General features: G+C 72.8%; 18 protein-coding genes and 1 rRNA gene. 14 read left to right on the top strand and 5 right to left on the bottom strand.

The genetic code is table 11. From position 1 onward, the window contains the following. Window positions 1-84: 84 nt before the first annotated feature. The 3 genes from rrf (at window position 85) to AC5WS8_RS13175 (ending at window position 2,055) form a co-directional block, all read left to right on the top strand. Window positions 85-201: ribosomal RNA gene (gene rrf, locus AC5WS8_RS13185) — 5S ribosomal RNA — on the top strand. Window positions 202-391: 190 nt separating this feature from the next. Beyond that, complete coding sequence (locus AC5WS8_RS13180) at window positions 392-1,402, top strand: hypothetical protein (RefSeq protein WP_496103518.1); 1,011 nt, start codon at window positions 392-394, stop codon at window positions 1,400-1,402. Beyond that, window positions 1,339-2,055 carry a tetratricopeptide repeat protein gene (locus AC5WS8_RS13175; protein ID WP_496103517.1) on the top strand — a complete coding sequence of 239 codons (717 nt, stop codon included), beginning with the start codon at window positions 1,339-1,341 and terminating at the stop codon, window positions 2,053-2,055. The genes AC5WS8_RS13180 and AC5WS8_RS13175 overlap by 64 nt, the downstream gene beginning before the upstream one ends. A gap of 65 nt (window positions 2,056-2,120) precedes the next feature. Here the strand turns inward: AC5WS8_RS13175 and AC5WS8_RS13170 are convergent, their stop codons facing one another. Continuing rightward, the gene (locus AC5WS8_RS13170; protein ID WP_496103516.1) at window positions 2,121-3,416 is read right to left on the bottom strand and encodes a DUF1015 domain-containing protein; all 1,296 of its coding nucleotides are present in this window, start codon (window positions 3,414-3,416) and stop codon (window positions 2,121-2,123) included. Window positions 3,417-3,488: 72 nt separating this feature from the next. Here AC5WS8_RS13170 and AC5WS8_RS13165 point away from each other — a divergent pair, with 72 nt between their 5' ends. Genes AC5WS8_RS13165 through AC5WS8_RS13150 form a run of 4 tightly spaced genes read left to right on the top strand, consistent with a single transcriptional unit; the run spans window position 3,489 to window position 7,555 of the window. Then, window positions 3,489-4,517, top strand: coding sequence for an HAD hydrolase-like protein (locus AC5WS8_RS13165; protein ID WP_496103515.1), 1,029 nt, complete (start codon window positions 3,489-3,491; stop codon window positions 4,515-4,517). 52 nt (window positions 4,518-4,569) lie between these two features. After that, window positions 4,570-5,613 carry a FecCD family ABC transporter permease gene (locus tag AC5WS8_RS13160; RefSeq protein WP_496103514.1) on the top strand — a complete coding sequence of 348 codons (1,044 nt, stop codon included), beginning with the start codon at window positions 4,570-4,572 and terminating at the stop codon, window positions 5,611-5,613. Further along, the gene (locus tag AC5WS8_RS13155) at window positions 5,610-6,647 is read left to right on the top strand and encodes a FecCD family ABC transporter permease (RefSeq protein WP_496103513.1); all 1,038 of its coding nucleotides are present in this window, start codon (window positions 5,610-5,612) and stop codon (window positions 6,645-6,647) included. The genes AC5WS8_RS13160 and AC5WS8_RS13155 overlap by 4 nt, the downstream gene beginning before the upstream one ends. A gap of 20 nt (window positions 6,648-6,667) precedes the next feature. Next, window positions 6,668-7,555 carry an ABC transporter ATP-binding protein gene (locus AC5WS8_RS13150; protein WP_496103512.1) on the top strand — a complete coding sequence of 296 codons (888 nt, stop codon included), beginning with the start codon at window positions 6,668-6,670 and terminating at the stop codon, window positions 7,553-7,555. Here AC5WS8_RS13150 and AC5WS8_RS13145 read toward each other — a convergent pair. Then, entirely contained in the window at window positions 7,539-7,886 is a 348-nt protein-coding gene (locus AC5WS8_RS13145) for a sterol-binding protein (RefSeq protein WP_496103511.1), read from the bottom strand. The two genes, AC5WS8_RS13150 and AC5WS8_RS13145, sit on opposite strands and share 17 nt — an antisense overlap. A gap of 53 nt (window positions 7,887-7,939) precedes the next feature. Between AC5WS8_RS13145 and AC5WS8_RS13140 the strand changes: the two genes are divergently transcribed. The 6 genes from AC5WS8_RS13140 to AC5WS8_RS13115 all read left to right on the top strand — a co-directional run bounded on the left by AC5WS8_RS13140 (window position 7,940) and on the right by AC5WS8_RS13115 (window position 14,253). After that, window positions 7,940-8,254, top strand: a complete 315-nt coding sequence (locus AC5WS8_RS13140) for a hypothetical protein (protein WP_496103510.1) — start codon at window positions 7,940-7,942, stop codon at window positions 8,252-8,254. A gap of 7 nt (window positions 8,255-8,261) precedes the next feature. Beyond that, window positions 8,262-9,077, top strand: a complete 816-nt coding sequence (locus AC5WS8_RS13135) for a TlyA family RNA methyltransferase (protein ID WP_496103509.1) — start codon at window positions 8,262-8,264, stop codon at window positions 9,075-9,077. Then, a complete protein-coding gene (locus tag AC5WS8_RS13130) occupies window positions 9,074-9,979 on the top strand; it encodes an NAD kinase (RefSeq protein WP_496103508.1) in 906 nt (301 codons plus the stop codon). Before AC5WS8_RS13135 ends, AC5WS8_RS13130 begins: the two co-directional genes overlap by 4 nt. Window positions 9,980-10,089: 110 nt before the next feature. Next, on the top strand, window positions 10,090-11,808 hold the full coding sequence (gene recN / locus AC5WS8_RS13125) for a DNA repair protein RecN (RefSeq protein WP_496103544.1): 1,719 nt from the start codon (window positions 10,090-10,092) through the stop codon (window positions 11,806-11,808). Window positions 11,809-12,083: 275 nt separating this feature from the next. Then, entirely contained in the window at window positions 12,084-12,929 is an 846-nt protein-coding gene (locus tag AC5WS8_RS13120; protein ID WP_496103543.1) for a hypothetical protein, read from the top strand. A 187-nt stretch (window positions 12,930-13,116) separates the two neighbouring features. Next, window positions 13,117-14,253 carry a glycosyltransferase family 4 protein gene (locus AC5WS8_RS13115; protein WP_496103507.1) on the top strand — a complete coding sequence of 379 codons (1,137 nt, stop codon included), beginning with the start codon at window positions 13,117-13,119 and terminating at the stop codon, window positions 14,251-14,253. 6 nt (window positions 14,254-14,259) lie between these two features. Here the strand turns inward: AC5WS8_RS13115 and AC5WS8_RS13110 are convergent, their stop codons facing one another. The 3 genes from AC5WS8_RS13110 to AC5WS8_RS13100 form a co-directional block, all read right to left on the bottom strand. Next, complete coding sequence (locus AC5WS8_RS13110; protein ID WP_496103506.1) at window positions 14,260-15,900, bottom strand: PucR family transcriptional regulator; 1,641 nt, start codon at window positions 15,898-15,900, stop codon at window positions 14,260-14,262. Window positions 15,901-15,949: 49 nt separating this feature from the next. Beyond that, window positions 15,950-17,332, bottom strand: coding sequence for an FAD-binding oxidoreductase (locus AC5WS8_RS13105; RefSeq protein WP_496103505.1), 1,383 nt, complete (start codon window positions 17,330-17,332; stop codon window positions 15,950-15,952). A 77-nt stretch (window positions 17,333-17,409) separates the two neighbouring features. Next, complete coding sequence (locus AC5WS8_RS13100) at window positions 17,410-19,212, bottom strand: glycoside hydrolase family 15 protein (protein ID WP_496103504.1); 1,803 nt, start codon at window positions 19,210-19,212, stop codon at window positions 17,410-17,412. Window positions 19,213-19,706: 494 nt separating this feature from the next. On the opposite strand from AC5WS8_RS13100, the gene pyrG reads away from it, so the two are divergent. Further along, window positions 19,707-21,383: a CTP synthase gene (gene pyrG / locus AC5WS8_RS13095; RefSeq protein WP_496103542.1), complete on the top strand. Its 1,677-nt coding sequence runs from the start codon at window positions 19,707-19,709 to the stop codon at window positions 21,381-21,383. Window positions 21,384-21,463 lie beyond the last annotated feature (80 nt).

Below are 21,463 nucleotides of genomic sequence, written 5' to 3'. Positions count from 1 at the left end.
CAGTTCTGAGGCAACGAACAGTTGCCGGCTTTGAGCTGAACAGACAATTGAAGAGTGTGCTTGTTCGCTCGAAACCACTAGGGTTTCGGTGGTCATAGCGTGAGGGAAACGCCCGGTTACATTCCGAACCCGGAAGCTAAGCCTTACAGCGCCGATGGTACTGCAGGGGGGACCCTGTGGGAGAGTAGGACACCGCCGAACAATCTTTGGAGGACCCTTGGTCCCAGCGACATGCTGGGACCAAGGGTCCTTTTTCGTTTTCCCCGAGCGCGCCGGGCACCCGGCTGCGCGACAATGATTTTGCGGTACCGAAGACAGGAGTCACCCATGTCCACCAACTCTCCCGACGAGCGTCCTGAGCGCGACCAGCGCCGCCGGGACAGTGGTGACCGTGGCGGCTACCGCGGTGGCCCGCGCCGCGGCGATGACCGAGGAGGCTACGGCCGGCGCGACGAACGTCGTGGGGACGACCGCCGGCGCGACGAACGTCGTGGGGACGAACGTCGTGGGGACGAACGTCGTGGAGACGACCGCCGTGACGGCGACCGTGGCGGGTTCCGTGGCCGTGACGACCGCGACCGTGGGGGACGCCCTTCCTTCCGTCGTGACGACCGCTCGTCCGCCCCGCGCCGCGACGACCGCGACCGCGGTTTCCGCCGCGACGGCGACCGCCCGCCCTTCCGCCGTGATGACGATCGTGGCGGGTACGGTCGCCGTGATGACGATCGTGGCGGGTACGGCCGTCGTGATGACGATCGTGGCGGGTACGGCCGTCGTGATGACGACCGTGGCAGGTACGGTCGCCGTGATGACGACCGTGGCGGGTACGGCCGACGTGACGATCGTGGCTTCCGCCGTGACGACCAGCGCGGCGGCCAGGGCCGTGATGACGACCGTGGCGGGTACGGCCGACGTGACGAGCGGCGGGACGACCGGCGCGACGGCGGCCGCGGCGGCTTCCGTGGAGACGACCGTCGAGACGCCCGCCGAGACGACCGGCCGTCCGGCACGCGTCGTGATGACAGCCGCGACGATCGGGGCGGCTTCCGCCGCGACGACACCCGCTCCGACCGCGGTGGTTTCCGGGGGCGTGACGACCGCGGTGGGCGTCCCGGTGGTTTCCGCGGGCGTGACGACCGGGGTGGGCGTCCCGGTGGTTTCCGCGGGCGTGACGAGCGTGGTGGGCGTGACGAGCGCGGTGGGCGCCCCGGAGGCTTCCGTGGCCGCGACGACCGGCGCGGGGGCGGCCGGTTCCGCGAGGAGCGGGAGCGTGACCGCGAGCCGATCAAGCGACTGCCGATCCCCGAGGACGTCACCGGCGAGGAGATCGACAAGGACGTGCGGCAGGAGCTGCAGAGCCTGCCCAAGACGCTCGCCGAAGACGTGGCCAAGAACCTGGTGATGGTCGCCCGGCTCATCGACGAGGACCCGGAGGGCGCCTACGGGTACTCCAGGGTGGCGCTGCGCCTCGCGTCCCGCGTCGCCGCCGTGCGCGAAGCGGCAGGCTTCGCCGCGTACGCCAACCAGAAGTACAGTGAGGCGCTCGCGGAGTTCCGGGCCGCCCGGCGCATGACCGGGAACGTCGACCTGTGGCCCGTCATGGCCGACTGCGAGCGCGGTCTCGGCCGACCCGAGAAGGCGCTGGACATGGCCGGCGCACCTGAGGTGCACAAGCTCGACAAGGCCGGTCAGGTCGAGATGCGGCTCGTGGCGGCCGGTGCGCGCCGCGACATGGGGCAGCTCGACGCGGCGATCGTGACGCTGCAGAGCCCCGAGCTGGCGTCCAACTCCGTCCAGCCGTGGACCGCGCGGCTGCGGTACGCGTACGCCGACGCGCTGCTGGCCGCCGGTCGGGACAGCGAGGCACGTGAGTGGTTCGCCAAGGCCGTCGAGGCCGACAGGGACGGCAGCACGGACGCCTCCGACCGGCTCGCCGAGCTGGACGGTGTCGAGTTCGTCGATGCCCTGGACGAGAGCGGGAGCGAGCCCGGCGCCACAGCCGGCGACAACGGCGACGGCGACAACGGCGACAACGGCGACGGCGACCACGACTGACGTCGCTCGGCGGCGCCACGACGCGGCAGGGCGGGGACCCGGACGGGTCCCCGCCCTGCCGCACCTCAGAGCTCCAACGCCCGCAGCACCAGCCCCGATGCCGGCTTGGGCCCGAAGGACGTCGACTTGCGCGGCATCGTCACACCCTGGCGGGCCAGTTCGCGGACGACCTCCTCACGGACCGGGTGCATCAGGACCGCCGTGCCGCCGTCGCGCTCCGCCTTCTCGACCGTGGCCGCCGTGTCGTGGATGTAGGCGATGTGCTCCGGTGCGTCCTCGGGGATGCGCCAGACGTGTTCCAGGAGTGCCGCGTGCAGGACCGTCGCGTCCAGGGTGCGCCAGGCCTGGGGACGGTCCGCGGGGACCGTACGGGCCAGGAGCTCCGGGGACGGCTGGTCCACCAGGTGGAAGGCGCCGTCGCCGGCGAGGAGGAAGGCGTTGCCGGCGCATGCGGCGTCGGCCAGGACCTCCAGGGCCTCGGGCAGTGGCAGGTGCAGGTCGCGTATGCGGAACAGGCCCTCCAGGGCGGCCAGCGCCTCGGTCACCGGGAGCCGGTGCAGCAGGCGGTGGATCGCCCGGACCCTGAGCGGGTAGCGGGCGGTGTCCACCAGGAGGACCAGTCCGTAGTCCCACGGGCTCGGGGAGGCGTGCTCCGCGCGGAGGCGCACATAGGTCGCCCAGCGGTGGTGGCCGTCGGCGATCAGGGCCTGGTGCCGGGCCAGGTCCGCCCGGATCTCCGCCAGAGAGCCGGGATCCGTCACCGACCACAGGCGGTGGCTGAAACCGTCTTCCGTGGTGGTGGCCAGGAGCGGAGTGCGTTCGACAGTGCGTTCGATGACGGCGGTCGCGCCGACCTCTGAGCCGGTGCCGCGGTAGGTGAGCAACAGGGGTTCGAGGTTGGCGCAGGTGGCGCGCATCAGGGCCGCACGGTCGGCTATGACGTGGGGGATGACGTCCTCGTGGGGCAGTACCACGCCCTCCGAGGGTTCCGAGACGCGCAAGGCTCCTATGACGCCGCGCTGGAGGACCCCGCCGCCCCGTTGCTCGTAGACGTACAGGCCGGGCTCGGTGTCGGTCCTCAGGACGCCCTCGGCCAGCCAGCGGCGCAGGGTCTCCGCCGCCTGTTTGGTGCGTGCCGCCGGGGTGGTGGCCTGAGGCAGTATGAGACGCACGATGTTGTGCGGGTCCGCCGACTCGAGGTGGAGGAGTCCGTCCGGGCGAACGACGACGTCGTAGGGCGGTGAGGTGACCGCGGCGAGGCTGCCGACGCGGTCGGGGTCGTAGCGCAGGCCCCGGAAGGGGGCCAGGTCAAGGCCCGTGTGTGCCGGTACGTCCTCGGGACCGGGACCTGCAGTGTTCATTGATGCATCGTAAGTGTGTCAGTGCCGTGCGGGATGATCGGGGGAAGGCGATCGAACGAGGAGCGATGCGTAATGAGCCAGACCGTCAGGACGCGGCCCGAGGGCAGTGCGGCGCCCCTGAGCGAGGCGTACGACACGGCGCTGCTCGACCTGGACGGCGTGGTGTACGCGGGCGGGAGCGCGATCGCGCACGCCGTGGAGTCGCTGGGCAGGGCGAGCCGGGGAGGGATGCATCTGGCGTACGTCACGAACAACGCGCTGCGTACGCCGGACGCGGTGGCCGCGCATCTTACGGAGCTGGGCATTCCGACGGGGGCCCCGGACGTCATCACGTCGGCGCAGGCGGTGGCGCGGCTGATCAGTGAGCAGGTGCCCGCCGGGGCGCGGGTGCTGGTGATCGGTGGCGAGGGGCTGCGGGTCGCGCTGCGGGAGCGGGGGCTCGTGCCGGTCGAGTCGGCCGACGACGATCCGGTGGTCGTGGTGCAGGGGTACGGCGGTCCGGAGCTGCCGTGGGGGCGGTTCGCGGAGGCGTGTTACGCCATCGCGCGCGGGGTGCCGTGGTTCGCGTCGAACACCGATCTGACGATCCCGAGCGCGCGCGGCATCGCTCCGGGCAACGGGGCGGCCGTGGAGGTCGTACGGATCGCGACCGGCGCGGAACCGCAGGTGGCGGGCAAGCCGCTGCCGCCGATGCATCGCGAGACGATCCTGCGCACGGGTGCGAAGCGGCCGCTGGTGGTGGGGGACCGGCTGGACACGGACATCGAGGGCGCGTTCAACGGCGGGGTGGACTCGCTGCTGGTCCTGACGGGTGTGACGGACGGCGCGCAGCTGGTGGCGGCGCCTTGGCGGCACCGGCCGACGTATGTGGACGCGGACCTGCGCGGACTGCTGACGGGGCAGCCGGAGGTGGCCGCGGCGGGCGACGGCTTCCGTTGCGGCGGCTGGACGGCGACGGCGGGGGAGGAAAGGCTGGAGCTCGAGGGCGACGGGGAGGCTCTGGACGGGCTGCGGGCGTTGTGCGCGGCGGCCTGGGCCGTGGCCGGTGAGGGTTCGTGCGGGCTGGACGCGGGGAAGGCGCTGGCACGGCTGGGGCTGTGAGCGGAGGGGCGGCCGATCGAGATGCGAAGCAAGGGTAGGCTAACCTAACCTTGTGTTGGTCGACAGTCCTCCCGAACCGCGCGCGGATGCAGCCCCCGCGCCCCCCACCCGCCGGGTGACACGCTCCCTCGGGCTCCTCGTCTCGGTCGCGATCCTCGCGTTCGTCGCGCTGGCGAGCATCGCGACCGGGGCGAAGGGGCTCTCGCCGGCGCAGGTATGGCACGGCCTGTTCCACGACTCGGGGACCTACGCCGACGTCGTGGTCGGCGACCGGCTGTCGCGTACGGTGCTCGGCCTGCTCGCCGGCGCCGCGCTCGGCCTCGCCGGTGCGGTCCTGCAGGCGCTCACCCGCAACCCGCTGGCCGATCCCGGCCTGCTCGGTATCAACGCGGGCGCGTCCGCGGCGGTCGTCACCGCCATCACGTACTTCGGTGTCACCAGCCTGAACGGCTATGTGTGGTTCGCCTTCCTCGGCGCGGCCGCCGTCGGGGCCCTGGTGTGGTTCCTCGGCGGCAGCCGGGGCGCCACACCGGTACGGCTCGCGCTCGCCGGCACCGCGATCAGCGCCGCGCTCTACGGCTACCTCCAGGCCGTGATGATCACGGACGACGCGGCGCTCGGCCAGATGCGCTTCTGGACGGTGGGCTCACTGGCCTCGGCGACGGACGCCACCGTCCGGCAGGTCCTGCCGTTCCTGCTGGCCGGTACGGTCCTCGCGCTCGCGCTGGCCCGCCCGCTGAACGCCGTGGCGATGGGCGACGACACCGCGCGCGCCCTCGGCGCGCATCTGGGCCGCACCCGCGCCCTGTCCATGGCCGCCGCCACCGTGCTGTGCGGGGCCGCGACCGCCGCCTGTGGGCCGATCGTGTTCGTCGGGCTGACGGTCCCGCACGCCGTACGGTCCTTCACCGGCCCCGACCTGCGCTGGATCCTGCCGTACGCGACCGTCCTGTCCCCGGTGCTGCTGCTCGGCGCCGACGTCGTCGGCCGGGTCGTCGCGCGACCCGCCGAACTCCAGGTCGGGATCGTGACCGCGGTGCTCGGCGGACCGGTCTTCATCCTTCTCGTACGGCGGCGGAGGACGGCCCGGCTGTGAAGTCCAAGCGTGTCCTCACAGCCCCGGGCGGGCTGTCCCTCCGACTGGACGTCCGGGCGCTCGCCGTCGTCGTCCTGCTCCTGCTCGCCGCCCTCACCGCGAGCGTGCTGCTGCTCGGCACCGGCGACTTCCCGATCCCGGCCGGGGACGTCCTCAGGACGCTGGCCGGGGACGGCGACCGGGGTCAGGAGTTCATCGTCACCGAACTGCGGCTGCCACGCGTGCTCGTCGGCCTGCTGGTCGGCGCCTCGCTCGGGCTGGGCGGCGCACTGTTCCAGTCGGTCTCCCGCAATCCGCTGGGCAGCCCGGACGTGCTCGGCCTCGGACAGGGGGCGACGGCCGGGGCGCTGGTGGTGATCGTGCTGTTCTCGGGCACCGCCACCGAGGTCGCCGTGGGCGCGCTCGTCGGCGGCCTGGTGACGGGAGCCGCCATCCACCTGCTCGCCTGGAAACAGGGCGTGCACGGATACCGGCTGGTCCTGGTCGGCATCGGAGTCTCCGCGATCGTCACAGCGGCCAACGGATTTCTGCTCACCAGGGCCGACATCGCCGATGCGGCCCGGGCCGTCTTCTGGATGACCGGCTCGCTGGGCGGCCGCGGCTGGGAGCAGGTCTGGCCGCTGCTCGCCCTGTGCGCCGTCCTCGTACCGCTCGTCCTCGGCAACGCGCGGGCGCTGCGGGTGATGGAGATGGGCGATGACGTCTCCTGCGCCCTCGGGGTGCGGGCGGAACGCGTACGGCTGCTGCTGATGGTGTCCGCGGTGCTGCTGACGGCCGGTGCCACGGCCGCCGCGGGCCCGGTCGGGTTCGTGGCCCTCACCGCACCCCAGCTGGCCCGCCGGCTCACCCGGTCACCCGGGCCCCACCTGGTGCCCTCCATGGTCATGGGCGCCACCCTGCTGATCGTCGCGGACTGGGCCTCGCAGCGCCTGTTCGGCGCCGACCAACTGCCCGTGGGCGTGGTGACCGGAGTCCTCGGCGGCGCCTATCTGTTGTGGCTGCTGGTCACCGAACGCAGGGCGGGCCGGATATGAGGGCAGCGGGAGGGCCGGCAATGCGGGCCGCGGGCGGATCCGACACCAACGACACCAGGACCACGAGGAGCACTGTGAACCGCCTCCGCGCCGACGACGTCACCCTTGCCTACGACCAGCGCGTGATCGCCGAGCGGTTGTCCGTGGAGATCCCCGACAACTCCTTCACCGTGATCGTCGGCCCGAACGCCTGCGGCAAGTCCACACTGCTGCGCGCCCTGTCCCGCATGCTCAGGCCCGCGCAGGGGCGGGTGCTGCTGGATGGCCAGGTCATCCAGTCGATGCCCGCGAAGAAGGTCGCGCGCGCCCTGGGCCTGCTGCCGCAGTCCTCCATCGCACCCGACGGGATCACCGTCGCGGATCTGGTCGGGCGCGGCCGGTACCCGCACCAGGGGCTCCTGCGCCAGTGGTCCGGCGAGGACGAGCGGGTCGTGCAGGAGTCCATGGCGCGAACCGGCGTCGCCGAACTGGCCGACCGCTACGTCGACGAGCTCTCCGGCGGCCAGCGGCAGCGCGTGTGGATCGCCATGGCGCTCGCCCAGCAGACCCCCTTGCTGCTGCTCGACGAGCCGACCACCTATCTCGACATCCAGCACCAGATCGACGTGCTCGACCTGTGTGCCGAACTGCACGAGGAGCAGGGGCGCACTCTGGTCGCGGTCCTGCACGACCTCAACCACGCCGCCCGGTACGCCACCCACCTCGTCGCCCTGCGCGGCGGCAGGGTCGTCGCCGAGGGAGCCCCGAACGACATCGTCACGGCCGAGCTGGTGAAGGAGGTCTTCGGCCTGCGCTGCCAGGTCATCCCCGACCCGGAGACGCGGACCCCGCTGGTCGTCCCGGCGGCCCGCAGGGCACGGACGCAGGCCGCCGCTGCGCCCGCTGAGGCCGCTAGAGAAGCTTCCTGAGGCGGAACAGGTCCCTCAGTCCCGCCTCCAGCTTGACCCGGCCCGAGCCCCACGCCCTGGCGAAGTGCAGGTCCCCGTCGACCATCGCCACCAGGTCGTCCCCGGCCATCGCGAGTCTGATCTGGGCCTTCTCCGGCGGTGGCCCCTGGACGGTGTCCAGCACCTCGATCCGGCCGTCCTCGAGGCGGCCGACGAAAGTGACGTCCAGGTCGGTGATGTGGCAGCTCAGCGAGCGGTCGAGGGCCGCCGCTTCGCGCACGTCCCCTCCGGCGCCCGCCAGGTTGTCCGAGAACTTCTCGAGTGCGCTGCGGCACTCCTCAATCGTGGCCATCGTGAGCGACGGTACCTCAGAGCCTGTCAGCGCTTCGCGGTAGCGTCGGGGGCATGAGCGACTCTGTGACCCAGGTTGGGGTCCCGGCGGAAGCGGCGGTACCGGAGGCGGAGGCTCCGGCGGACTTCGCGTCCGCGCCGGAGGACGACCCCTCCGCGCCGGCCGCGCTGAACGTGTCCCGGACGCCCACTGGCAACGCCGACGTGGACGCGGCCCTGGAGCGGCTCGCCGACGCCGACCACCTCGCCACGGACGGGCACATCGAGGTGTACGAGGATGTACATCAGGGGCTGCGCGACGCGCTCACCGCGCTCGACGCCCGCCCGGGACTTCCGGTGCCCCCCTCGACATACCGACACAGGAGCTGAACCGAACGTGGCAGGAGTCGCACGCCGCCGTCTCGACGCGGAGCTGGTCCGCCGGAAGCTCGCGCGTTCCCGCGAGCACGCCGGCCAGCTGATCGCCGCCGGCCGGGTCACCGTCGGCAGGACCGTCGCGACGAAGCCCGCCACGCAGGTGGAGACCGCCGCCGCCATCGTGGTCGCGCAGGACGACAGCGACCCCGACTACGTCTCCCGGGGCGGCCACAAGCTCGCCGGTGCCCTGACGGCCTTCGTCCCGCAGGGCCTGGTCGTCGAGGGGCGTCGGGCGCTCGACGCGGGCGCGTCCACCGGAGGCTTCACCGACGTCCTGCTGCGCGCGGGCGCCGCCCATGTCGTCGCCGTCGACGTCGGATACGGACAACTCGCCTGGTCTCTCCGAAGCGATGAACGCGTCACCGTCAAGGACCGTACGAACGTACGCGAGTTGACGCTCGAAGCGATCGATGGGGAGCCAGTGGATCTTGTCGTGGGGGATCTGTCCTTCATCCCGCTCGGACTGGTGCTGCCCGCCCTGGTGCGGTGCGCGAAGCCGGACGCCGACCTGGTGATGATGGTCAAGCCGCAGTTCGAGGTGGGGAAGGAACGGCTGGGCAGCGGCGGCGTGGTGCGCAGCCCGGAGCTGCGCGCCGAGGCCGTGCGGGGGGTGGCCGAGCGGGCCGCGGAACTGGGGCTCGGGGCGAAGGGTGTGACGGCCAGCCCGTTGCCCGGGCCTTCGGGCAATGTCGAGTACTTTCTGTGGCTTCGAGCCGGAGCACCCGCGCTGGACCCGGCCGACGTCGACCGTGCTGTGGCGGAGGGGCCGCGTTGACAACGAACCGAGCTCGTACTGTTTTCCTGCTGGCCCACACCGGCCGGTCCGCCGCCATCCGCAGTGCCGAGCTCGTGGTCAAGGGCCTGCTGCGCTCCGGGATCGGCGTGCGCGCCCTGGAGGACGAGGCGGCCGACCTTCCGCTGCCGGACGAGGTGCAGCTGGTCAAGGAGGCCACCCCGCAGTGCCTCGACGGGTGCGAGTTGCTCATCGTGCTCGGCGGTGACGGCACCCTGCTGCGCGGCGCCGAGTTCGCCCGCGCCTCCGGGGTGCCGATGCTCGGCGTCAACCTCGGCCGGGTCGGCTTCCTCGCCGAGGCCGAGCGTGACGACCTCGACCGGGTGGTGGACCGGGTGGTGATGAAGGCGTACGAGGTCGAGGAGCGCATGACGGTCGACGTGGTCGTGCACAAGAACGGCGACATCGTGCACACCGACTGGGCGCTCAACGAGGCGGCCGTGCAGAAGGTCTCCGCCGAGAAGCTGCTCGAGGTCGTCCTGGAGATCGACGGGCGGCCGGTGACGGGGTTCGGCTGCGACGGCATCGTGTGCGCCACCCCCACCGGGTCCACCGCGTACGCCTTCTCCGCGGGCGGGCCCGTGGTGTGGCCGGAGGTGGAGGCGCTGTTGATGGTGCCGATCAGTGCGCATGCGCTGTTCGCGAAGCCACTCGTGACGTCGCCGGACTCCGTGCTCGCGGTGGAGGTGCAGCCGGACACGTCGCACGGCGTGCTGTGGTGCGACGGGCGGCGGATGGTGGAGCTGCCGCAGGGAGCGCGGGTGGAGGTGCGGCGCGGTGCGGTACCGGTGCGGTTGGCCCGGCTGCACCATGCGTCGTTCACCGACCGGCTCGTGGCGAAGTTCGCGTTGCCCGTGTCCGGGTGGCGGGGGCGGCCGCAGTAGGAAAGTTCGCATCGTGCCCCTTTCGGGGCGCGGAGTACCTCCCGGGAGTGACACGGGCCGCTCGCACTTCCCCGGCCGGACCTCGTAAGGTCTTCTCCGTGTTGGAGGAGATGCGGATACGGTCTCTCGGAGTCATCGACGACGCCGTCGTCGAGCTGTCGCCGGGCTTCACCGCCGTGACCGGTGAGACGGGCGCGGGCAAGACCATGGTCGTCACCAGCCTCGGGCTGCTGCTCGGCGGACGTGCGGACCCCGCGCTGGTACGCATCGGTGCGAAGAACGCGGTCGTCGAGGGCCGGATCGCCCTGCCCGAGGACGCTTCCGTCGCCGTACGCGCCGAAGAGGCCGGGGCCGAGCTGGACGACGGGGCGCTGATCGTCAGCCGTACCGTTTCCGCCGAGGGACGCTCGAGGGCGCACCTGGGCGGGCGTTCCGTGCCGGTCGGCGTGCTCGCGGAGCTGGCCGACGAACTGGTCGCCGTGCACGGGCAGACCGACCAGCAGGGCCTGCTCAAGCAGTCCCGGCAGCGGCAGGCGCTGGACCGGTACGCGGGGGACGCCGTCGCCGTACCGCTCGCCAAGTACCAGGAGGCCTACCGGCGGCTGCGTGCGGTCTCGGCCGAGCTGGACGAGATCACCACGCGCGCCCGTGAACGGGCCCAGGAAGCCGACATGCTGCGCTTCGGGCTCGAGGAGATCGCGGCCGTGGAGCCGCGACCGGGCGAGGACGTCGAGCTGGCGGAGGAGGCCGAGCGGCTCGGGCACGCGGAGGCGCTGGCGTCGGCGGCGACGGCCGCGCACACGGCGCTGGTGGGCAATCCTGAGGACCCGGAGAGCGTCGACGCCTCCACCCTGGTCGCCGGCGCGCACCGCGCGCTGGAGGCGGTGCGCTCGCACGACCCGGCGCTGGCGGGGCTCGCCGACAGGCTCGGGGAGATCGGCATCCTGCTGGGCGACGTGGCCGGTGAGCTGGCCGGGTACGCCGACGACCTGGACGCGGATCCGCTGCGGCTCGCGGCCGTGGAGGAGCGGCGGGCCGCGCTCACCGCGCTGACCCGGAAGTACGGCGAGGACATCAACGCCGTTCTCGCCTGGGCCGAGCAGAGTGCCGCCCGGCTGACCGAGCTCGACGGTGACGACGAGCGGATCGAGGAGCTGACCGCCGAGCGGGACGCGCTGCGGTCCGAACTGGGCGGTCTGGCCCAGGAGCTGACGGACGCGCGCGCGGAGGCCGCCGAGCGGTTCGCCGCCGCCGTGACCGCCGAGCTGGCCTCGCTCGCCATGCCGCACGCGCGCGTGTCGTTCGACATCCGGCAGACCGAGGACCCGAACGGGGTCGAGGTCGGTGGGCGTACGGTCGCCTACGGGCCGTCGGGTGTCGACGAGGTCGAACTGCTGCTCGCACCGCACCCCGGTGCGCCGCCGCGGCCCATCGCCAGGGGCGCCTCGGGTGGTGAGCTGTCCCGCGTGATGCTCGCCGTGGAGGTCGTGTTCGCGGGTACCGACCCCGTGCCGACGTATCTCTTCGACGAGGTCGACGCGGGTGTCGGCGGCAGGGCGGCGGTCGAGATCGGGCGCCGGCTCGCGAAGCTCGCGAGAACCGCGCAGGTCGTGGTCGTCACCCATCTGCCGCAGGTGGCGGCGTTCGCCGACCGGCAGCTGCTGGTGGAGAAGACGAACGACGGCTCGGTCACGCGTTCCGGGGTGAAGGTCCTGGAGGGCGAGGAACGGATCCGCGAGCTGTCCCGGATGCTGGCGGGCCAGGAGGACTCGGAGACGGCCCGCGCCCACGCGGAGGAACTGCTGGCCACGGCACGGGCGGATGTCTAGGGCCGGGCTCTCGGGCCGGGTCGGCTGTGGGGAACGGTCCTTGTCGGTCCGGCCGAGCGGGGGCTGGTGCGTGCGGCCGCAAGGCGGAGGAGGGAGTCGACGCGGTGGGGATCCCCCCGCTCGGAGGAAGCCGAGGGCGTGGGGGAGCCGGCGGGTGACGACGCCGCAGAGGTGCGTGCCGGATCCCGCGCCGCCGAGCTGATCCGGAAAGAAGGGTCCTGGCGGTCCTGGCCGGGACACCGTTCCGCCACCGGCTCGCTTAAGGTGGCGGGATGATGATCGGGCGTTCCCGCAGGACCGTTTCGTTCGCGCTCGCCGCGGGCGTCACCCGTGCCGCAACCGCCGCCCTGCGTGCTGCGGCACCGGGCGGGCGGGGGCGTTGGGAGCGGACGAACCACGCCGGGCGGACCGTTGTGCTGTACCCGGGGCCCGCGGTGGCCGCGGCGGCCGCTTCCGGTGCCTGGCGGGTCCACCCGGCGGCCGGGTTCGCCGTGCTGGCCGCCGGTGTCTGCGGGGCCTACGACGACGTCGCCGGCGTGGGCGACCCGCGGCGGGGGTTCCGGGCGCATCTGTCGGCCCTGCGGGACGGTGACGTCACCACCGGCGCCGTGAAGCTGTTCGGGATCTCGGCCGCCGCCCTCGCCGCGGGGGCCGTGCTCAAGGAACGGCCCCTGGACAAGGTGCTCGCGGGTGTGGTGATCGCCGGAGCCGCGCACTTCGTGAACCTCGTGGACGTACGGCCCGGGCGCGCCGCCGGGGCCGTCCTCGCGCTGGCCGCCCCCGGGCTGTTGCGCAAGGGCGCCTGCGGGGAACTGGCCGCCGTCGCCATCGGGGCCGCGGCCGCCGCCCTCCCCGACGACCTGGGCGAGCGCGCGATGCTCGGCGACACCGGGGCGCACGCCCTCGGTGCCGCGTTCGGCGCCGCCGCCGTCGTGGGTTGGGGGTCCCCCCGCTCGAGCGAAGTCGAGAGTGGGGGAGGGCGAGCCGGAGTCCTGGCCCACGCGGTCGCGTTGGTGGCCGCGGCGGTGTACGGGGACAAGGTGAGCGAAGCGGCGAGGTCGTGGCGGATCGGGCAGTTGCCCGTGGCCCCCGTCCCGCCGGCCACCGTCTCACCCGTGTGAGTGACCGCGGCGTGCCCCCGGGCGCCCGCCGCACCGATCTCGCCCGCGCCCGCCCGTGCCGCAACCCCCGCGCGCCCTGGCATCCTTGAGTCAACCGCGGTCCACTTCGCGCGGTCCACGCCCACCGCGCGATCCTTCTGTACGTTTCTTCGTGACCGTCCGACGCCGAACCAGGAGCCCCGGCCACGTGAGCCTCGCTAGCAGCCCCTCACCCCACGGCCGGTCGCCGCTGCGCACCGTGCAGGTGCTCGGCGGGGGCAGCGCCGGCAGCAGCGCGCACGTGCGCACACTGGCGGCGGGCCTGGTCGCCAGGGGCGTGCGCGTGACTGTGTGCGCCCCCTTCGAGGCCGAGCGCACCTACGGTTTCACCGACGTCGGCGCCCGCCACGTCCCCGTGCCCCGCAGCACGGACCCCGCTTCCCTGGCCGCGCTCCGCATCGCCTGCGGCGACGCCGACCTGGTGCACGCGCACGGGCTGCACGCGGGCCTGCGGGCCGCCCTCGCACTCGGCGGACGCCGCACCCCGCTCGTCGTCACCTGGCACACCCGGGCGCACGCCGAGGGCGCCCGCGCCCATCTGCTGCGCCTGCTGGAGCGGCGCGTGGCCCGGGCCGCGTCCGTCGTCCTCGGTACTTCGTCCGACCTGGTCGAACGGGCCCGGCGACGGGGCGCTCGCGACGCCCGGCTCGCCGCCGTCGCGCTCCCCGCACCCCGCGGGCCCGCCGAGTACGAGGACCCCGACCGGCAGCGCCCCAAGATCCGCGCGGAACTCGGCGCCACCGACCGGCCGTTGCTCATGGCCGTCGGCGCCCTCGACCGGCACCGCGGCCACGACGTGCTGCTCGACGCCTCCCGCGCCTGGCGCGGCATCGACCCCGCGCCGCTGGTCGTGATCGCGGGGGAGGGGCCGCTGCGCACGGTGCTGCAGCGGCGCATCGAGGACGAGGGACTTCCCGTGCGGCTGCTGGGGCGGCGCGAGGACGCGGCGGAGCTGCTGGCCGCCGCCGACGTCGCGCTGCTGCCCAGCAGCTGGGAGTCCCGGTCCGTCCTCGCCCAGGAGGCCCTGCACGCGCGTGTCCCGCTCGTCGCCACCGACGTCGGCGGCATCCGCGAACTCGTGGGCGACGCCGCCGAACTCGTCCCGTACGGGGACGCGGACGCGCTCGCCACCGCCGTCGTACGGCTCCTGGACGACCCGGCGCGCCGTGAGCTGCTGAAGGAGAGGGGCAGCCGGCAGGCCGCCACCTGGCCCACCGAGGACGAGACCGTCGCACAGGTCCTCAGTGTCTACGACGAGTTGACCCAGGTGCGGCCCTATCCCTGAGCAGGGTCAGGGCACGTGCCGGCGCGCCCGCAGCGCCAGGCTCAGCGTCAGGACCGTCTGCGGGTCGTCCAGGTCCGCGCCCAGCAGCTCCCCGATCCGCGCCAGCCGGTTGTAGAGCGTCTGCCGGTTCAGATGCAGCTCGCGGGCCGTCTCCGCCTTGCGGCCGGCATGCGCCAGATACGTCTGAAGCGTCGGCAGCAGCGGCGGCTTCGAACGGTCGTCGTGCTCCCGCAGCGGGCCGATCGCGCGGTCCACGAACGCCGCCAGGTCCGGATGGTCGCGCAGCCGCCACAGCAGCAGGTCGATGTCCAGACGGCGGGCGTCGTACCAGGGCAGCTCCGGCAATCCCTGCGCGGCCGTCGCGGTCTCCGCCGCGTGCCGCAGCCCCGCCGACGCCGCGGCCCAGCCGCCCGCCACCCCGACGACCACCACCGGCGGCCTGCCGCCCGGCCGCTGCATGCCCGCCCGCTCCACGCCCGCCCGCAGCGCCGCGGCCACCCGGTCGGCGACCGCCCCCCGCTCCGGCTCCGAACGCAGCCCCAGCAGCAGCGGCACCCGCCCCTCCACCGGCCGCACACCCAGCAGCACCGGCACGCCCACCGACGCCAGTTCCTCCGCGACCGCCCGCGCCAGCACCGCCCAGCCCCCGCCGCCCGGCGCGGGCCCGTCCGCGAGCCGCATCACCACCGGCAGCAGCGGGCCGCGGCCCGGCCTGAAGCCGAGCACCCGGGCCTGCGCGGGCGCGTCCTCGGCGGCGACGCGGCCCTCGGCGAGGTCGGTGAGGAAGTCGCCGCGCCCGCGCGCCGCCAGCTCCTCCTCCTGCCGGGCCTGCATCAGCACCACGGCGAGGACCCCCGCCGCCCGCTCGGCGGCTGTTCGGTGCACCGGCGCCACCGGCCCGTTCACCGGGAGCAGCACCAGCCGGGCCCGCACGGACCCCGCGCCGGGCCCGCCGCCGGGCACGTCCACGATCGCCGTCCCCGCCGGCGGCGCGTCCTTGCGGTGGCCGCGCAGCCCCTCCCACACCTGCAGCGGGTCGGTGTCCGCGGGCCCGGTCCCGGCGGCGTAGAGCAGCTGACCGTCGGCGGTCTCCAGGAACACCGGGTTGCCGCCGAAGCCGGCCAGGATGCCCAGGACCTGCGGCACCCCGCCCCCGCCGAGCAGCGCCTCGGTGCAGCGGCGGTGCACCTCTTCGGCTCGCTGGAGCAGAGCGTAGTGCCCGTTGACGATCTCGGTGTGGATCTCCTCGGTGACCGTCACGAACGGCACCTCGCGGTGCAGCTGCACCAGCGGCAGCCCGGCGGCCTTCGCCGACTCGACGAGGGTGGCGGGCAGCCGGGTGAACCGGGTGCCCAGCTCCACCACCAGGGCCGCGATACCGCGCTCGGCCAGCGTGCGCACGAACGCCCGCTGGTCGGAGGGGCGGGTGCCGAGCCCGTACCCGGTGGTCAGCAGCAGCTCACCGCCCTTGAGCAGCGAGGCGATGTTCGGCACCTCGCCCGCGTGCACCCAGCGCACCGTGCGGCCCAGCCGGTCGGCGCCCGCGAGCACCTCCGGAAGCCCGCTGCGCAGCCCGGGCAGCTCCAGCGCCCGGCGCACGGTGATGCCCGCGCCCTCGGTGCCCGGCAGGTCGAATCGGCTGTCCATGCGGCGACGCTACCTGCGCCTGCGTCCCGGGCACAGCGGCCGGCCCCGGTCAGGCGGGCTGGACGTTGTGGTTGTAGCGGAACACGTTGTCCGGGTCGTACCGCCGCTTGACCCGCGCCAGTCGGTTGAGGTTCTCGGTGCCGAGCCCGGCCACCACCCGGTCCCGGCCCTCGTCCCCGATGAAGTTGAGGTAGACCGCGCCCGTGCGCCACGGCCGTACGTCGGCGCGCACGTCCTCGACCCACCGCACGGCCTGCTCGTCGTGCCGTGGGTCCTCCCAGACGCCGAAGGGATGCACGGCCCAGGCCGCGCCCCGGTAGGGGACGGGGAACCCGGCGGGACCGGAGGCGATCGCTCCGCCCTGCGGGAACAGTGCCTGCCGACAGGCCGAGGGGACGGGCATCGAGCGGGCTCGGGCGCAGAAGACGTCGACCAGTTCGTCGGTCAGGCCGCTCACATACTCGACCGACCAGTGGTTCCGCAGCCCGGCAGGGATGTCGAGCATGCACTGGAAGTCCGCGTACGGCACCGCGGAGACGACCTCGCACGCGTGCGGCAGCGCCAGCAGCGGCCGGGCGATCTCGCGCAGGTCGTCCTCGCCGCCGGCACACGTGACCACCACGGCACACAGCAGCGTCCCGACCAGCTGATCGGGGACGAACGGCTGGGGCGGGCCGGTGAGGTACAGCACGCCGCCGCCCACCTCCGGCGGGCCGGCGGTGATGATGTCGCGGTGGGTCCGGACCGCCTCCGGGGCCGCCTCGGGCACGAACATGAGCAGGGCGACGGAGAACTCGGGCAGTTCGTGCAGCCTCAGCGTGAGCGCGGTGGCGACGCCGAAGTTGCCGCCACCGCCGTGCGACGCCCAGAACAGCTCGGGGTTCTCCCCGGCGGTGGCGAGCACCTCGGCTCCGTCCGCGGTCACCAGCTCCACGCCGAGCAGGTTGTCGACGGCGAGGCCGAAGGCCCGGTCCAGCCAGCCGCTGCCGCCGCCGAGCACGAAGCCGCCGACGCCGGTGGTGGAGACCCGGCCGCCGGTGGTCGCGAGCCCGTGGCGCTGGGTGGAGCGGTCGAGGTGGCTCATCACGGATCCGCCCTCCACCCGCGCCGACGCCGACCCGGGATGGACCGTGACGTGGTGCATCCGGCGCAGGTCCACCACCAGACCGTTGTCGTTGAGCGCCATCCCCGCGACACTGTGCCCGCCGCCCCGCACGGCGATCTTCAGATCCAGGTCGCGGGCGAAGCGCACCGCCCGGACGACATCCGCCGTCCCCGCGCACTGCGCGATCACGGCAGGGCGCCGGTCGATCATGGCGTTGAACACCGTCCGGGCCTCGTCGTAGCCCGGCTCACCAGGGGCCAGGACCTCGCCCGCCAGATCCGCCCGGAGCGCGGCGAGCGCCGTGCGCGCCTTCGACAGGGGAGCCATGGCGGCCGCCCCCTTCCAGCGAGGGGACACATCTCAGCGTAGGCGGACACGGCGCTTCGGTCCTGTCCGGGCAGAGCTCAGCCCCCGTACGCCCCGGAAGCCGTCAGCCGCAGTGCCGTGTCGATCAGCGGCACGTGGCTGAACGCCTGCGGGAAGTTGCCGACCTGGCGCTCCAGGCGCGGGTCCCACTCCTCCGCGAGCAGCCCCACGTCGTTGCGCAGTGCCAGCAGCTTCTCGAACAGCCTGCGGGCCTCGTCCACGCGGCCGATCATCGCCAGGTCGTCGGCCATCCAGAACGAGCAGGCGAGGAACGCGCCCTCGTCGCCCGGCAGGCCGTCCACGCCCTCCTCGTCCCCCGAGGTCGGGTAGCGCAGGATGAAACCGTCCGGTGTGGACAGCTCCCGCTGGATCGCCTCGATCGTGCCGATCACCCGCTTGTCGTCCGGCGGCAGGAAGCCCATCTGCGGGATCAGCAGCAGCGAGGCGTCCAGCTCCTTGGAGCCGTAGGACTGGGTGAAGGTGTTGCGCTCCTTGTCGTAGCCCTTCTCGCACACGTCCCGGTGGATGTCGTCGCGCAGCTCGCGCCACTTCTCCAGCGGGCCGTCCGCGTCACCGGACTCGATCAGCTTGATCGTGCGGTCCACCGCCACCCAGGCCATCACCTTGGAGTGCACGAAGTGCCGGCGCGGGCCACGCACCTCCCAGATGCCCTCGTCCGGCTCGTCCCAGTGCTGCTCCAGGTAGCGGATCAGCTTCAGCTGGAGCAGGGAGGCGTAGTCGTTGCGGGCGAGGCCGGTCATGTGGGCCAGGTGCAGGGCCTCGGTGACCTCTCCGTACACGTCCAGCTGCAGTTGGTGCGCGGCGCCGTTGCCGACGCGCACCGGCGCGGAGTTCTCGTAGCCGGGCAGCCAGTCCAGCTCGGCCTCGCCCAGCTCCCGCTCGCCCGCGATGCCGTACATGATCTGCAGGTTCTCCGGGTCGCCTGCCACGGCCCGCAGCAGCCACTCACGCCAGGCGCGCGCCTCCTCGCGGTAGCCGGTGCGCAGCAGCGACGACAGGGTGATCGCAGCGTCCCGCAGCCAGGTGTAGCGGTAGTCCCAGTTGCGTACGCCGCCGATCTCCTCCGGCAGGGACGTCGTGGGCGCGGCCACGATGCCGCCCGTCGGCGCGTACGTCAGGGCCTTGAGGGTGATCAGCGAGCGGATGACCGCTTCGCGGTAGGGGCCGTGGTACGTACAGTGCTCGACCCAGCCGCGCCAGAAGTCCTCGGCCGCCTCCAGCGACTGCTCGGGCTCCGGCAGTGGCGGCGGCTCCTTGTGCGAGGGCTGCCAGGAGATCGTGAACGCGAACCGGTCACCCGGTGCGACCGTGAAGTCCGCGTAGGTGGTCAGTCCCTTGCCGTACGTCTCGGCCTCGGTGTCGAACCACACGGAGTCAGGTCCGGCGACGGCGACGGTGCGGCCCTCGTGCTTGTGGACCCAGGGCACGATGCGCCCGTAGGAGAACCGCATGCGCAGCGCCGACCGCATCGGCACCCGTCCGGTGACACCCTCCACGATCCGGATCAGCTGGGGGGCGCCGTCACGCGGCGGCATGAAGTCGACGACCCGGACCGTGCCGCGCGGGGTGTCCCACTCGGACTCCAGGACCAGCGACTCGCCGCGGTAGGACCGCCGGGTCGCCCTCGGCGGCTCGGCGTCCGACGCGTGGGCCGGGCCCAGTCGCCAGAAGCCGTGTTCCTCCGTGCCGAGCAGTCCCGCGAAGACGGCATGGGAATCGAAGCGGGGCAGGCACAGCCAGTCCACGGTGCCGTCCCGGCAGACCAGCGCCGCGGTCTGCATGTCTCCGATGAGTGCGTAGTCTTCGATGCGCCCGGCCAATGCAACTCCAGTCGAACGGCCACGTCGCCCCGAGGGGCGGTCGCTCTGTGCGGTCATGGGGGTCGGTGAGAAAGGCGGTTGTTCACCGACCCATTCGAAAATGATGCAGTCGATGTTCAACGAACTGACGAGCTCTTGTTGTTCCGGTGACCGGCGGGGGGTGGTGCCGCTTTCCGGGAGTGCTCGGCAGAGAGTGTCCGAGCAGGATACGACGCACGTGCATGATCCGCGTGCCCCACCGGGCAACCGGGCTGCCCCGAACGAGTGAGCCGCGGTGAAACCCCGGTGAAAAGCGCATAAGGTTCGCGCGTCCGTGGTGACACATGAGCGGAGCGTGGCCGGAAGCAGTCCCCTCACGGCGCTGATACGCTGGTAGCCCGTGGACCGGTGGGCCCGAAACCCCCGAACCGCAGCGACGGCACCCCCGTAAAAAGTACTTCGGGACCCAGCCGTACCGCACCCCAGACCGCGACCACGGGAGCCCCCTCTTGGCCATGCCGCCCGCTGCTTTTCGAAACAGCAAAGCCTCGACGACCAAGCACATCTTCGTCACCGGGGGTGTCGCCTCCTCGCTCGGCAAGGGTCTGACCGCCTCCAGCCTCGGCATGCTGCTCAAGGCCCGGGGCCTGCGCGTCGTGATGCAGAAGCTCGACCCGTACCTGAACGTCGACCCGGGAACGATGAACCCGTTCCAGCACGGTGAGGTGTTCGTCACCAACGACGGCGCCGAGACCGACCTGGACATCGGGCACTACGAGCGCTTCCTCGACCGTGACCTGGACGGCTCGGCGAACGTCACCACCGGGCAGGTCTACTCGACCGTGATCGCCAAGGAGCGGCGCGGCGAGTACCTGGGCGACACCGTGCAGGTCATCCCGCACATCACCAACGAGATCAAGCACCGTATCCGCCGTATGGCCACCGACGAGGTCGACGTCGTGATCACCGAGGTGGGCGGCACCGTCGGCGACATCGAGTCGCTGCCGTTCCTGGAGACCGTCCGTCAGGTCCGCCACGAGGTCGGCCGCGACAACGTCTTCGTGGTGCACATCTCGCTGCTGCCCTACATCGGCCCCTCCGGCGAGCTGAAGACCAAGCCGACCCAGCACTCCGTCGCCGCCCTGCGCAACATCGGTATCCAGCCGGACGCGATCGTGCTCCGCTGCGACCGCGAGGTGCCGACCGCGATCAAGCGCAAGATCTCCCTGATGTGCGACGTCGACGAGGCCGCCGTCGTCGCCTGCCCGGACGCCCGCTCGATCTACGACATCCCGAAGACCGTGCACGGCGAGGGCCTGGACGCCTACGTCGTCCGCAAGCTGGACCTGCCGTTCCGCGACGTGGACTGGACGACCTGGGACGACCTGCTCGACCGGGTCCACAACCCCGAGCACGAGGTCACGCTCGCCCTGGTCGGCAAGTACATCGACCTGCCCGACGCCTATCTGTCGGTGACCGAGGCGCTGCGCGCGGGCGGCTTCGCCCACAAGGCCCGAGTGAAGATCAAGTGGGTCACGTCCGACGACTGCAAGACCCCGGCGGGCGCCGAGAAGCAGCTGTCCGACGTGGACGCGATCTGCATCCCCGGCGGTTTCGGCGACCGCGGTGTGTCCGGCAAGGTCGGCGCCATCCAGTACGCGCGTGAGAACAAGATCCCGCTGCTGGGACTCTGCCTCGGCCTGCAGTGCATCGTGATCGAGGCCGCGCGCAACCTGGCGGGCATCCCCGACGCGAACTCGACCGAGTTCGACGCGGCGACGGCCCACCCCGTCATCTCCACCATGGCCGAGCAGCTCGACATCGTCGCGGGCGAGGGCGACATGGGCGGAACGATGCGGCTCGGCATGTACCCGGCGAAGCTCGCCGAGGGCTCGATCGTGCGTGAGGTCCACGACGGCAAGGAGTACGTCGAGGAGCGTCACCGCCACCGCTACGAGGTCAACAACGCCTACCGCGCCGAACTGGAGAAGAAGGCGGGCATCGTGTTCTCCGGGACGTCGCCCGACGGCAAGCTCGTGGAGTACGTGGAGTACCCGCGCGAGGTACACCCCTATCTGGTGGCGACCCAGGCGCACCCCGAGCTGCGCTCCCGCCCGACCCGCCCGCACCCGCTGTTCGCGGGCCTGGTGAAGGCGGCCGTGGAGCGGAAGAACGGCAAGAACGGCAAGTGACACTCGCCTGTACGGTGGCCGGGGTACGCGTCCTTCGGGGGGCGTACCCCGGTTCCGTGCAAGGCGTGCAAGGCGTGGGA

The organism is Streptomyces sp. PTL18 (assembly GCF_059510295.1).
This window is presented reverse-complemented; position numbering and strand designations above follow the sequence as displayed.